This window comes from Streptomyces sp. PH10-H1 (genome assembly GCF_030063355.1).
Classification (GTDB): Bacteria; Actinomycetota; Actinomycetes; order Streptomycetales; family Streptomycetaceae; genus Actinacidiphila.
The window spans coordinates 94,652-108,271 of record NZ_JASISZ010000015.1; the positions used below are offsets into that span (position 1 = coordinate 94,652).

The following is a 13,620-nucleotide window of genomic DNA, read 5'->3' on the forward strand; positions in this document are numbered from 1 at the left end:
AGCTGGGGTTTATGCCCCAACGTGCGAGCTATGTTCGGTCGTGTCAGTCTGGTCGAGGCCCCATCCCGACAAACTCCAGGAGGAGTGATCATGGGCGCTTTCGACAAGTTCCAGGACAAGGCCGGCGACCTCGGCAAGAAGGCCAAGGAGGCCATGGGCGAGTCCAAGGACAAGGCCGCGGACGCCGCGGACCCGACCATGGACAAGGCCGCCGACATGCGTGACCAGGGCCGGAACAAGGCCCAGGACACGTTCGAGGACGCCCAGGACGACTGGAGCTAGTCAGCCGGCACGTCGCGAACGCTGAAGGGGCGCACCCGAAAGGGCGCGCCCCTTCTCGCGGCGCGGCGCGGTGCGGCGCGACCGACGGCGGTGCCGACGCGGTGGCACCGCCGTCGGCCGGCCGTTCCGTCAGCGTTGAGGCAGCGGCGGGCGGCGGCGGTCCGGGCGCTGGGAGAGGTCGGGCGGTGTGGCGGCGGGGTGTTCGGCCAGCAGACCGAGCGCCGTCCTGACGGCCACGTCGAGTTGGCCGTGCCGGCCCTCGGCCCAGTCCAGCGGCGTGCGGAGGGACTCGATATCGGGGTCGACGCCGTAGTTCTCAACGCCCCACCCGTACGCGTTGAACCAGCCCGCGTTCATCGGGACGGTGATCACCGTGCCGTCCCCCAGCTTGTGCCTGCCGGTCATGCCGACCACCCCGCCCCAGGTACGCAGCCCCACCACCGGGCCGAGGCCCAGCAGTTTGAACACGGCGGTGATCATGTCGCCGTCCGAGGAGGTCGCCTCGTCGGCCAGCGCGACGACCGGACCGCGCGGCGCGTTGCCCGCGTACGAGACCGGCTGGGCGTTGCGGGTGAGGTCCCAGCCGAGGATGGTGCGGGTGAGTTTCTCCACGACGAGTTCGCTGATGTGCCCGCCCGCGTTGCCGCGCACATCCACGATCAGCGCCTCATAGGCGACCTCCATCCGCAGATCGCGGTTGAACTGCGCCCAGCCGGAGCCGCCCATGTCCGGGATGTGCAGATAGCCGCACCGGCCGCCGCTCAGATGACGTACGACGGAGCGCCGTTTGGCGACCCAGTCCTGGTAGCGCAGCGGCCGTTCGTCGATCAGCGGGACGACGGCGACCCGGCGCGGATGCCCCTCGCCGGGCGGGGTGAACGTCAGCTCCACGGTGGTGCCGCCCGCGCCCGCGAGCAGCGGATACGGTCCCGCGCAAGGGTCGACGGGCCGCCCGTCGATATGGGTGAGCACCGCACCCTCGCGGATTCCGGTGCCGGCGAGCGGGGAGCGGGCCTTGGAGTCCGAGGACTCACCGGGCAGGATCCGCACCACCGTCCACGTACCGTCCTTGTTGTGCTGGAAGTTGGCGCCGAGCAGCCCGATCGGCCGCTGATAGTGCGCAGGGCCCTCGTTGCGGCGGGCCGGGCTGACATAGGCGTGCGAGGTGCCCAGCTCGCCGAGGACCTCCCGCAGCAGATCGGCGAACTCGTCCGGGGTGGCGACTCGTTCGACCAGCGGCCGGTACTGGTCGAGGATCGCGGGCCAGTCGATGCCGCACATGTCGGGGGCCCAGAAGTAGTCGCGGATGAGCCGGCCGGCCTCGGCGTAGGACTGCTGCCATTCGGAGGGCGGGTCGACCTCGTGCAGGATCCGCCGCATGTCGACGTAGACCGTGGAATCGTCGTCGCCGCGCTCGGTGGCCGGGACGACGGCCAGATCGCCCTCGTCGAAGACCGCGAGCCGCTTGCCGTCGCCGCTGACCGCGTACCAGTCCATGTGGTGGACGAGTTCGGTCCGTTTGGACTTGCCCAGGTTGAAGTACTCCAGGGTCGGGCGCGCGGACGGGTCCGTCGGGTTGGTGAACGTCTCGCCCAGCGCCCCGGAGATCGGCCAGCGCAGCCACACCAGGCCGTCGTGCACCGGCTCCAGCGCCGAGTACTTGGAGGCGGGGACGGGGAACGGCGTGACGCGGCTCGCCAGCCCCTCCGTCTCGACCACCACCGGACCGCCGTCCCCGCCGCTCTCGGCCGGGTCCAGGCCGCCGCCGATCGGGCGGCCTTCCACGGGCAGCGCGAAGGGTGACGGCGTCGCGGAGTTCAGCGGTACGAGATAGGGGCGGCAGCCGAGCGGGAACGACAGGTCGCCGGTGTGCACGTCGTAGACCGGGTCGAAGCCGCGCCAGGACAGGAACGCCAGATAGCGGCCGTCGAGGGTGAAGACCGGCTGCTCGTCCTCGAAGCGGCCGTTCGTCACGTCGATGATCGTGCGGTCCGCGAGCTTCGCGATCTTCACCGAGCGCAGGGACCGGCCGATCCCGGGGTGGGACCACGTGAGCCAGGCCGAATCGGGAGAGAACGCGAGGTCACGGACGGGGCCGTTCGTCGACCAGATCAGCTCGGACACCGTGCCGGTGCCGATGCCGGCGGCGTCGGTGCCGGTGGTGGTGCGGGACGGGTCGTCGTCGCGGGCGTCGTCGTCCTCGTCGTAGCCGCCGTCGGCGGCGGCTACGCCGGTGCTGACGAGCAGCAGCCGCCCGTCGTTCGCGGCGACGGCAAGCGTGCCGCCGTCCGGCGAGGAGACCAGCTCCAGCACGCGCCCCAACTCGCCCACGCCGAGCCTGCGCCCGGTGCCGGTGACGGCGGTGCGGCCGACGGTGCCGGTGTTGCCGGTGGCGCCGGCAGTGCCAGTGGTGCCGGCGCCGATCGTGCCTGTCGGGCCGGCGGGCCTGGCGGCCGAGGCGTTGCCAGCGGTTCCGTCCGGGCCGTCCGGAACGTCCAGGCCATCCAGGATGTCCGATCCGCCCGGATCATCCAGGGGTTCCAGGTCAGCCAGGTCCGCCAGGTCCGCCCGTGCTGCGCGGGCCGCAGGACGGCTGGCGCGGCCTGGGAGGTGGGCGAGTTCGATGCCGTCCTCGCCCTCCGCGTCCGTGATGAAGGCGATCCGGCCGGTGTCACCGAGCATCTCGGGCAGCCGGACGCGGGCACCCGGTTCGTCGGCGATGGTGCGGGCGGGGCCGTCGCGGTGGGTCAGCCAGTACAGGCTGCCGCGTACGCAGACCGCGCTCGCGCGGCCGGTGCGGTCGCAGGCCAGGCCGTCCAGGTTCGAGGCGGCGGGTACTTGGTAGGCCCGCCGTCCGGCACGGGGGCCGCCGAGGCGTACATCCAGCTTGCTGGGGCGGGCACCGGGGGAGAGGTCGTCGGCCATCCACAGCTCGCCCGCGCACTGGTAGGCGACACGGACGCCGTCGGTCGCCGCGCTGCGGGCGTAGAAGTCCGCGTGGTCGGTATGGCGGCGCAGGTCCGTACCGTCCGGTCGGCATGAATACAGATTGCCGACGCCCTCGTGGTCGGACAGGAACGCGATCCTGTCGCCCACGAACATCGGGGAGTTCAGATGCCCGTCGATGTCCGGCACCAGCCGCTCGCCGTGCAGCCACAGCCGGCCCGTCGCGCCGCCCCGGTACCGCTTCCAGGCGTGCGGCTCGTGCGGCGGGGTGCCGGTCAGCAGCAGCGTATGGCGCTCACCGGCGACGTCACTGACGGCGATGTCCGAGACCGGCCCCCACGGCAGCCGCCCGCCGGGACCGCCATCGGTGGGCACGCTGTGGGCCCAGGAGAAGTACGAGAACGGCTGGCCGTGCGAGGAGACCGCGAGCACCTGCCCGTCGGGCGTCCAGGAGCACACCCGGGTGTCGAAGCTGCCCCAGTACGTCAGACGGCGGGCCGGGCCGCCGTCCACCGGCGCGAGATGGATCTCCGGATCCAGGCTGCGCCACGTGGTGAACGCGATGGCCGAGCCGTCCGGCGAGAAGCGCGGCGATCCGACCCGGGTGCGGTCGGCCGTGACCCGCCAGGCCCGGCCGGGAGCGGCGCCCGGCGGCCCCAGCGGCGCGACCCAGACATCGTCCTCGGCGACGAAGGACAGCAGTTCGCCATGAATGTGCGGAAACCGGAGATACGCGCCATCGCTCACCTCACCCATGGTTCGGGGCGGGGGGAGTGAGGGCAACTTTTACGCGCTCCCTGTGCATCCAAACCGCTCTTGCGAATGAGTTGCAGGAAGCCACTATCATCAAACAGTTGACCAGGCAGGACTTGAGGGGACCCCCATGCACGTACCCGACGGATTCATCGACACTCCGGTGTCGGCGGCGACCGGTGTCGTGGCCGTCGCCGCTGTGGCCCTCAGCCTGCGCGGCGCCCGCCGCGAACTGGACGAGCGCACCGCGCCGCTCGCCGGCCTGGTGGCCGCCTTCATCTTCGCCGTGCAGATGCTGAACTTCCCGGTCGCCGCCGGCACCAGCGGCCACCTGCTGGGAGGCGCGCTCGCCGCGATCCTCGTCGGCCCCTTTACCGGAGTGCTGTGCGTGTCCGTCGTCCTGCTCATGCAGGGCGTCCTCTTCGCGGACGGCGGGCTCACCGCGCTCGGCACCAACATCACCGACATGGCCATCGTGACGACCGTCGTCGCCTACGCGATCTTCCGCGGCCTGGTGAAGGTGCTGCCGCGCAGCCGCGCCTCCATCACCGTCGCGTCGTTCGCCGCCGCCGTCGTCTCGGTGCCGGCCGCCGCCATCGCGTTCACCACCATCTACTGGCTCGGCGGCACCACCGACGTCCCGATCGGCAAGGTCGCCACCGCGATGGTCGGCGTCCATGTGCTGATCGGCATCGGCGAGGCCGCGATCACCGCCGCCACCGTCGGCGCGGTCGTCGCCGTACGCCCGGACCTGGTCTACGGGGCCCGTGGCCTCAGCAAGCCGCTGGAACTGCGCACCACGCCGACCGGCGTTCCGCTCGTACCGGGGGAGGCCCGTCCCACGACCGTCGCCGTGGCCACTCCGGCGCCCGCCGCCGTCGTGACCGCACCGGTGCCCGCCGCGCGTTCCAACCGGCCGGTCTGGATCGCCGGCCTCATCGCGGCGCTCGCCCTCGCGGGCGGCGTCAGCTACTACGCCTCCGCCAGCCCCGACGGACTGGAGAAGGTCGCCCACGACAAGGGCATCGACCAGAACGCCAAGAACCACGCGGCCGAGGGCTCCCCCCTCGCCGGCTACAGCGTCAAGGACATCGGCGACGCCCGGCTGTCCGGTGGTCTCGCCGGCGTCATCGGAGTCGGCGCGACCCTCACCGTGGGCTCCGGCGTCTTCGTCGTCGTGCGGCGGCGCAGGTCGCATACCGTCCAGTCGGTCCAGGGCGCCTGAGCATGGGCGCGGGACACGCACACCGGCTCTACCGGCACGGGCACTCGCCCGTGCACGGGCTGCCGCCGCACTGCAAGATCGCGGCCGTCTTCGGCTTCGTGCTCGTCGTGGTCTCCACCCCCCGCGAGGCGATGTGGGCCTTCGGCCTGTACGCGGTCCTGCTGGTCGCCGTCGCGTTCCGCGCCCGCGTCCCGATCTCGTTCCTGCTCCGCAGGCTCCTGATCGAGGTGCCCTTCGTCGCCTTCGCGGTCCTGCTCCCTTTCGTCGCGACCGGCCCGCACATCGAATTCCTCGGCCTCTCGCTGAGCGAGAACGGCCTGTGGGGAGCCTGGAACGTCCTCGTCAAGGGCACCCTCGGCGTTGCCGCGTCCGTCCTGCTCGCGGCCACCACCGAGCTGCGCGAGCTGCTGCTCGGCCTCCAGCGACTGCGTATGCCGCCGCTCCTCGTCCAGATCGCATCCTTCATGATCCGCTACGGCGATGTCATCACCGATGAGATGCGGCGGATGCGGATCGCCCGCGAGTCCCGCGGTTTCCAGGCACGCGGCGTCAGACACTGGGGTGTCCTCGCGAAGTCCGCGGGCGCGCTGTTCATCCGCTCCTACGAGCGCGGCGAACGTGTCCACCTGGCGATGGTCAGCCGCGGCTACACCGGCACGATGCCCGTGATCGACGACGTCACCGCCACCCGCGCCCAGTGGTCCCAAGCCGCCGTGCTCCCCGCACTGGCCCTCGCCGTCTGCCTGACAGGATGGACGCTGACATGACCCCCGACCCGACCTCCCCCTCGCTCGACGTACGCGGCCTCGCCTACGCCTACCCCGACGGCCACCAGGCCCTCTTCGGCGTCGACCTCACCGTCGCCCGCGGCGAGCGGGTGGCCCTTCTCGGACCGAACGGCGCGGGCAAGACCACCCTCGTCCTGCACCTCAACGGGATCCTCACCGGCGGCGCCGGCACGGTCACCGTCGGCGGCCTGCCCGTCGGCAAGCAGCACCTCGCCGAGATCCGCCGCCGCGTCGGCATCGTCTTCCAGGACCCCGACGACCAGCTCTTCATGCCGACCGTCCGTGAGGACGTCGCCTTCGGCCCCGCGGCCGGTGGCCTGCGCGGCCCCGAACTCGAGGCGCGCGTGATGACGGCGCTCGACCAGGTGGGCATGGCCGACTTCGCCCCCCGCCCCCCGCACCACTTGTCCTTCGGACAGAGGCGGCGGGTCGCGGTGGCGACCGTGCTCGCCATGCGGCCGGAGATCCTGGTCCTGGACGAGCCGTCGTCCAACCTCGACCCCGCGTCGCGTCGCGAGCTGGCGGACATCCTGCGCTCGCTGGACGTCACGGTTCTCATGGTCACCCATGACCTTCCGTACGCCCTGGAACTCTGCCCCCGGGCGGTCGTCCTCAGCGAGGGCGTCATCACCGCCGACGGCCTCACCCAGGACCTCCTCTGCGACGAGGCCCTCATGCGAGCTCATCGCCTGGAACTCCCCTTCGGCTTCAACCCTCGCTCAGTAACGGCCCCGACGGCCGTTGCGAAGGTCTGACGTGTTCGTCTTGGCTGCACGGGGAGGGGCCCGGCGCCGGGCCCTGCGGCGCCGGGTTGCACGGGGTGCGCGGGGTGTTCGTCGGGGGTCGGTGCCGCGCCGGGGTATCTCCTCGGGCGGCTACGGGCCGCAACGCCCAAGTCTTCCACTATGGCTCACCGCACTTTAAACGTCGCGGCCCGCTCAACGCCGCCCTGCGGGGACACCCCGCCCCGTCCCCTCCCAGGCCGAATCGCGCCCAACGGGCCGGGTGGGGCTGGGGGACGGGGTCCGGGCCGGGGTGTGGTTACCGTCCCGCAGGCGCCGGGCCGGTCGGGAGGGTTGTGGGTGGTGCTGTCCCGCAACTCGGGCCGGTCGGTGTCGTTGTGGAAAGGGGCATGGGCGCCGTGCTGCGGGCGCTGAACCGGCCGGAGGGGACGGGGCGGGGTGTCCCCGCAGGGCGGCGAACGAACTCATCCCGCGCTGTCCCGCTGACACGAGCGTTCGCCGCCCGAGGAGATACCCCGGCGCGGCACCGACCCCCGCAACGCACCGTGCGCGCCCACCGGCACAGGCGCACGGCCGGCACCGAACCCGGAGCGCACCCAGCGGCGACACCGCGCGTACCCACGGGCGCCGCGCGCAGCGGCCGGCACCCAACCCCGCCGGAGGCGAGTGGTGGCGTAGCGTGCCCTCAACCGTTGAAGCTGGAGGGCACCGCCATGGCACTGGACGCGGACGTCATCGTCGTAGGAGCCGGGCTGTCCGGGCTCGTGGCGACAGCCGAACTGACCGAGGCCGGCCGCAAGGTCATCCTCGTGGATCAGGAGCCAGAGGCCTCGTTCGGCGGGCAGGCGTTCTGGTCGTTCGGCGGGCTGTTCCTGGTCGATTCGCCGGAGCAGCGGCGGATGCGGATCAGGGACAGCCGGGAGCTGGCGCTCCAGGACTGGATGGGCACGGCGGGCTTCGACCGGCCGGAGGACCACTGGCCGCGCAAGTGGGCCGAGACGTACGTGGACTTCGCGGCAGGCGAGAAGCGCGCCTGGCTGCACCAGCGCGGCGTGCGGTTCTTCCCGGTGGTCGGCTGGGCCGAACGCGGCGGGTTTCTGGCGACGGGCCCCGGCAACTCGGTGCCCCGCTTCCACATCACGTGGGGCACCGGCCCCGGCATCATCGCGCCGTTCATCCGCCAGGTGCGCGAAGCCGTCGCGCAAGGCAGGGTCGAGCTGAGGTTCCGGCACCGGGTGACGGGGCTGAGCGCGACGGACGGAACGGTGGACGGCGTGACCGGTGAGGTCCTGGTCGCCGACGGCGCGAAGCGCGGCGAGGCCAGCTCGCGCGAGGTGCGCGAGGAGTTCGCGCTGACGGCGCAGGCCGTGATCGTCACCTCCGGAGGAATCGGCGGGAACCACGACCTCGTACGCAAGAGCTGGCCGGCCCGGCTCGGCACGCCGCCGAAGCGACTGCTGTCCGGGGTCCCGGCGCATGTGGACGGTCTGATGCTGGGCACGGCGGAGGCCGCCGGCGCGAACCTGATCAACGGCGACCGCATGTGGCACTACACCGAGGGCATCGAGAACTGGGACCCGATCTGGACCCGGCACGGCATCCGGATCCTGCCGGGCCCGTCGTCGCTGTGGCTGAACGCGCGCGGGGAGCGGCTGCCGGTCCCGCTGTTCCCGGGGTTCGACACGCTGGGGACGCTGGAACACATCATGACGACGGGCTACGACTACACGTGGTTCGTCCTCACCCAGAAGATCATCGAGAAGGAGTTCGCGCTGTCGGGCTCCGAGCAGAACCCGGACCTGACGGGCAAGAGCGTGCGCGAGGTCCTGAAGCGCGCGCTGCCGGGCGCGACCGGGCCCGTCGAGGCATTCAAGAAGCACGGCCCGGACTTCGTGGTGGAGAAGGATCTGCCGGCGCTCGTCCGTGGGATGAACGCGATCACCAAGGACGCGCTGATCGACGAGACCGCGCTGCGCCGCGAAATCGAGGCGCGGGACCGGGAGATCGCGAACACGTTCACCAAGGACCTCCAGGTCATGGCGATCCGCGGAGCGCGCAACTACCTCGGCGACAAGCTGATCCGTACGGCGTCGCCGCACCGGATCCTGGACCCGAAGGCGGGCCCGCTGATCGCAGTCCGGCTGAACATCCTGACGCGCAAGTCGCTCGGCGGGCTGGAGACGGACCTCGACGGTCGGGTGCTGCGGGCGGGCGGCGAGCCGCTCGGCGGGCTGTACGCGGCGGGCGAGGCGGCTGGGTTCGGCGGCGGGGGCATGCACGGCTACCGCTCGCTGGAGGGGACGTTCCTCGGCGGCTGCATCTTCTCGGGGCGCACGGCGGGCCGGGCGGCGGCAGCGGCGACGGCGTGACGACGGCAGCGGCGACCGCGTGAGAGCGGCGACCGCGTGACCGCGCCCGCCGCGTAGCCGTTCCGGCGGTTCTGTTTGAAGCGTTGACAGGACTTGGTCAACGCTTAACTATGGGAGCGCTCCCACGTTAAGGGCATGTAACCGAATCGGGCATCAACGCACCACCTCCCTCGACCACTTGAAGGTCAACCCCCCTCCGGAGGTAGTCCGCACATGAGAGCTCCCACACGACAACGCCGTACGGCCTTACTTGCCGCAGGCGCCCTCATCGCCGCCGCGGGCGGCACCGCAGCCGCGTTCACCGCCGCCAACGCCTCGGCTGCCTCGGCCGTGACTGCCGGATGCACGGTCGCGTATACGGTTCAGAACCAGTGGAACACCGGCTTCACCACTCAGGTCACCCTCACCAACACCGGTCCTGCGATCACTTCTTGGACGCTGGGCTGGTCCTTCGCCGGCAACCAGCAGGTGACCCAGGGCTGGAACGCGGACATCGCGCAGAAAGCCGCCGCCGTCACCGCCAAGAACCTGTCGTACAACGGGACGCTGGCCACCGCCGGTTCCACGAACTTCGGTTTCAACGGCTCCTACAGCGGTACGAACACCAGCCCCACCGCCTTCACCCTGAATGGCGTCGCCTGCAACGCCGGCACGCCGACCACGCCCCCCACCACCCCGCCGACCACCCCGCCGACCACTCCTCCGACGACTCCTCCGACGACTCCTCCGACGACTCCGCCGACCAGTCCCCCGGCCGGCAGCCGCGTCGACAACCCCTTCGCGGGTGCCAAGGGCTATGTGAACCCCGAGTGGTCGGCGAAGGCCGCCGCCGAGGCCGGCGGCAGCCGCATCGCCAACCAGCCCACCGCCGTCTGGCTCGACCGGATCGCCGCGATCAACGGCGTGAGCGGGAGCATGGGACTCCGCGCCCACCTCGACAAGGCCGTGCAGCAGGCCGCCGGCCAGCCCCTGACCATCGAGGTGGTCGTCTACGACCTGCCGGGCCGCGACTGCGCCGCCCTCGCCTCCAACGGTGAGCTGGGACCGAACGACATCGGCCGGTACGAGACCGAGTTCATCGACCCGATCGCCGCGATCCTCGCCGACCAGGCGTACAAGAACCTGCGCATCGTGCCGATCATCGAGATCGACTCGCTGCCCAACCTGGTCACCAACACCAGCGGCCGGCCGACCGCCACCGCCGCCTGCGACACGATGAAGGCGAACGGCAACTACGTCACCGGCGTCAGCTACGCGCTCAGGAAGCTCGGCGCGATCGCCAACGTCTACAACTACATCGACGCCGGACACCACGGCTGGCTCGGTTGGGACGACAACTTCGGCGCCTCCGCCGACCTCTTCGCCCAGGTCGCCAAGGCCAACGGCGGCTCGGTCAACAATGTCACCGGTTTCATCGGCAACACGGCCAACTACGGCATCCTGCACGAGCCGTACTACACGATCGGCGACTCGGTGAACGGCACCTCGGTCCGCCAGTCCAAGTGGGTCGACTGGAACCGTTACGTCGACGAGCTGTCGTACGCGCAGGGCTTCCGCAACCGGCTGATCCAGTCCGGCTTCAACGCCAATATCGGCATGCTGATCGACACCTCCCGCAACGGCTGGGGCGGCGCAGGCCGGCCCACCGGCGCCGGGCCGACGACCAGCGTGGACACCTACGTCGATGGTGGCCGGCTCGACCGCCGGATCCACCTCGGCAACTGGTGCAACCAGTCGGGCGCCGGTCTCGGCGAACGGCCCACCGCGGCCCCGGCCGCCGGTATCGACGCGTACGTCTGGGTCAAGCCCCCGGGAGAGTCGGACGGCTCCAGCACGCAGATCGCGAACGACGAGGGCAAGGGCTTCGACCGTATGTGCGACCCGACCTACGGCGGCAACGCCCGCAACGGGAACAACCTGTCCGGGGCGCTGCCGAACGCGCCGCTCTCCGGTCACTGGTTCTCCGCCCAGTTCCAGGAGCTCATGAAGAACGCCTACCCGGCGCTGTAGTCGGCCCTACCCCTGCAGAACCACCCGCGCCCCGCTCGAGGAACACGAGCGGGGCGCGGGTGGTTCCCGTACGGGGGCGGGCCCGGGAAGGGCGGGGTTGGGAAGTGGGGGTGCGCCGTGCACCATGGGGGTGCGGATTCATTTCGGCGCGGAGCGGGAGCGACAACGGTGGTGGACGTCCACGGGACGGTGACGGACGGCTTCGAGCCGGTCCGCGAGGCGTTCGCACGCAACTTCGAGCTGCGCGGGGACCGGGGCGCGGCGTTCGCGCTGTACCGCGACGGCCGCAAGGTCGCCGACCTGTGGGCCGGGACGGCCGACCCCGAGGGGGACGAACCCTGGCGCGAGGACACCGCCCAGGTCGTCCGTTCCGCCACCAAGGGCCCCGCGGCGGCCTGCCTGCTGCTGCTCCACCAGCGCGGCCAGCTCGATCTGGACGCGCCGGTCGGCACGTACTGGCCCGCCTTCAAGGCGGCGGGCAAGGACCGCGTCACCGTACGGGACGTCCTCGCGCACCGGGCCGGGGTCCCCGCGCTCGATGTGCCCCTCACCCCGGAACAGGCCCTCGACGGAGTCTCCGGCCCCCGCGCCGTCGCCGCGCAGGCCCCGCTCTTCCCGCCGGGCAGCACTCACGGCTACCACGCCCAGACCTACAGCTGGCTGCTCGGCGAACTCGTCCTGCGGGCTTCGGGCCGCAGCCTCGGCCGGTACATCGCCGAGGAGATCACCCGGCCGCTCGGCCTCGACCTGTGGGTGGGGCTGCCGCCCGGCCAGGCCCACCGCGTCGGGCGGATCGCCGAGGTGACGCCGCCGGCCGCCGCCGTCGCCGCGAACGGCCTGCGCGCCCGCCCCAAGCAGTCCGTCCACGACGCCTACGCGAACCCGGACTCCCTCACCCGCCGCGCCTTCGCCGCGATCACCCCGGGCTACGACGAGAACGATCCCGCCTTCCGGGCCGGCGAACTGGCGGCTTCCAACGGGATCGCCACCGCCCGCTCACTGGCCCGCTTCTACGCGGCCCTCATAGGCGATGTGGACGGCTACCGGAAGAGCGACGCCGACGGCCGCATGCTCTTCGCCCCCGCCACCGTCACCGGCGCCCGCACGGTCGAATCCGACGGTCCCGACCAGGTCCTCGTCGTCAACACGCGGTTCGGCCTCGGCTACATGCTGCACGGCCCCGCCTCCCCCTTCCTCGGCCCCGCCTCCTTCGGGCACCCCGGCCGCGGCGGCCCACTCGCTTTCGCCGACCCGGACGCCGGCATCGGCTTCGGCTACATCACCAACGGCATGCAGAAGAACGTCACCTCGGACCCCCGCGCCCAGGCCTTGGTCCGGGCCGTACGGGAGTGCCTCACCGCAACGCGATAGGAGGTTGGTCGTTCCGGCGGGGGAGCGGGCCGGCGGGCTCAACCGGCGTGCAGCATCAGCCCGATGCCCGCCACCACCAGCGCGGCGGCCACGATCCGGGGCCGCCCGAAGCGCTCCTTGAAGAACACCGCGCTGATCACCGCTCCGACGATGATGGACGTCAACCCTTGCTCAGGCCGTAATTGGATCCCTGGTCAGAGCTGTGATCGACGACGTGGGCCGGTCAGCGCCGGAACCGGGTTATGGACTTCCGTCGCGTGCTGCATTGGCTGACGCCGCAGCAGGGTGCGGACCGTTGGTCACTTGGGATACCTGGTCGTGAAATTCCCGAGAGAGAGCTTCGCGCGGATACCGCGCCTCTAGCTCATGGGTGAGTTCTCGCGCCACCGTCAACAGGGACGGCAGGGACTTGCGCGAGGTCTCCAGGGCGCGCGTTCCGACGGCTACGGCTTCTTCCAGCTCTCCGGATCGGGCAGCGGCAACGCCCAGCGTGAGCCGGGCCTCTGCGACCCGCATAGGGGATGTCTCGGTTCCATCTGGGGCTGTGCCGTGGCGGACGACTTCCTGTGCGTGGACGGCGGCCCGCTCGTCGTCGCCGAGCATCCGGTATGCGTCCATCTCGTAGAAGTCCCACTTGTCGGGGTCGATCACGAAGTGGTGATCGGGGTGCTCCGGACGTGGCAGCCGTTCCAGTCGGGCGCGGCCAGCGTCAAGGGTGGCCCGGACCTGGCGAGCATCGCCCATACGGGCGTACGCCTTGGCCTGCTGGGCGTAGAGCTGCACACCAATGCCATGGGTTGAGTCGGCCTGGTGCCCTGCGTCTACGTATTCGAGAACCTCCGAATATCGGCCTTGAGTCACTGCGAACCATGCGCCGAGTTCCCACGACCATGCCGCGATTTCCCCATGCCCGGACTCCTGACCGATGCGTAGGGCAGTGGTGCGGCTTAAATTCGCTGCTTGGCGCTGTCCCATGTCGTATTCGAGGCAGCCACCGAGCAAGAATCACGGCCGTTTCAAGATCGACGGTGGGTGGGTGACGCGCGGCGTGTCGGCGCGCTGAGCAGGACAGAGCTCCGGTAGGACGAGGGTTCTCACACCAACTCATGTCTACCGGAGCTCCGTTGCTGGTC

At 71.2% G+C, this 13,620-nt stretch carries 9 protein-coding genes and 1 pseudogene; 7 read left to right on the top strand and 3 right to left on the bottom strand.

All coding sequences use genetic code 11. The features are described 5' to 3' along the window. The first annotated feature begins 90 nt into the window (after positions 1-90). The gene (locus QMK24_RS12810; RefSeq protein WP_283465751.1) at positions 91-282 is read left to right on the top strand and encodes a hypothetical protein; all 192 of its coding nucleotides are present in this window, start codon (positions 91-93) and stop codon (positions 280-282) included. 129 nt (positions 283-411) lie between these two features. On the opposite strand, the gene QMK24_RS12815 is transcribed toward QMK24_RS12810, so the two are convergent. After that, positions 412-3,984: a S41 family peptidase gene (locus QMK24_RS12815; protein WP_283465752.1), complete on the bottom strand. Its 3,573-nt coding sequence runs from the start codon at positions 3,982-3,984 to the stop codon at positions 412-414. A 127-nt stretch (positions 3,985-4,111) separates the two neighbouring features. On the opposite strand from QMK24_RS12815, the gene QMK24_RS12820 reads away from it, so the two are divergent. The 6 genes from QMK24_RS12820 (at position 4,112) to QMK24_RS12845 (ending at position 12,487) form a co-directional block, all read left to right on the top strand. Further along, positions 4,112-5,206 carry an energy-coupling factor ABC transporter permease gene (locus QMK24_RS12820; protein WP_283465753.1) on the top strand — a complete coding sequence of 365 codons (1,095 nt, stop codon included), beginning with the start codon at positions 4,112-4,114 and terminating at the stop codon, positions 5,204-5,206. 2 nt (positions 5,207-5,208) lie between these two features. After that, positions 5,209-5,973 (top strand): cobalt ECF transporter T component CbiQ, encoded by a 765-nt coding sequence (gene cbiQ, locus QMK24_RS12825; RefSeq protein WP_283465754.1) that lies wholly within the window; start codon positions 5,209-5,211, stop codon positions 5,971-5,973. Further along, complete coding sequence (locus QMK24_RS12830) at positions 5,970-6,749, top strand: energy-coupling factor ABC transporter ATP-binding protein (RefSeq protein ID WP_283465755.1); 780 nt, start codon at positions 5,970-5,972, stop codon at positions 6,747-6,749. Before cbiQ ends, QMK24_RS12830 begins: the two co-directional genes overlap by 4 nt. Positions 6,750-7,450: 701 nt before the next feature. After that, positions 7,451-9,106 (top strand): FAD-binding dehydrogenase, encoded by a 1,656-nt coding sequence (locus QMK24_RS12835; protein WP_283465756.1) that lies wholly within the window; start codon positions 7,451-7,453, stop codon positions 9,104-9,106. A gap of 213 nt (positions 9,107-9,319) precedes the next feature. After that, positions 9,320-11,116: a glycoside hydrolase family 6 protein gene (locus QMK24_RS12840; RefSeq protein ID WP_283465757.1), complete on the top strand. Its 1,797-nt coding sequence runs from the start codon at positions 9,320-9,322 to the stop codon at positions 11,114-11,116. Between the two features lie 168 nt (positions 11,117-11,284). Continuing rightward, a complete protein-coding gene (locus tag QMK24_RS12845; protein ID WP_283465758.1) occupies positions 11,285-12,487 on the top strand; it encodes a serine hydrolase domain-containing protein in 1,203 nt (400 codons plus the stop codon). Between the two features lie 38 nt (positions 12,488-12,525). Here the strand turns inward: QMK24_RS12845 and QMK24_RS12850 are convergent. Together QMK24_RS12850 and QMK24_RS41810 are read right to left on the bottom strand one after the other, a co-directional pair. Then, positions 12,526-12,648 (bottom strand): annotated as a pseudogene (locus QMK24_RS12850) (EamA family transporter); the annotation flags it as partial. 79 nt (positions 12,649-12,727) lie between these two features. After that, on the bottom strand, positions 12,728-13,462 hold the full coding sequence (locus QMK24_RS41810; protein ID WP_502962579.1) for a hypothetical protein: 735 nt from the start codon (positions 13,460-13,462) through the stop codon (positions 12,728-12,730). Between the last annotated feature and the right edge of the window lie 158 nt (positions 13,463-13,620).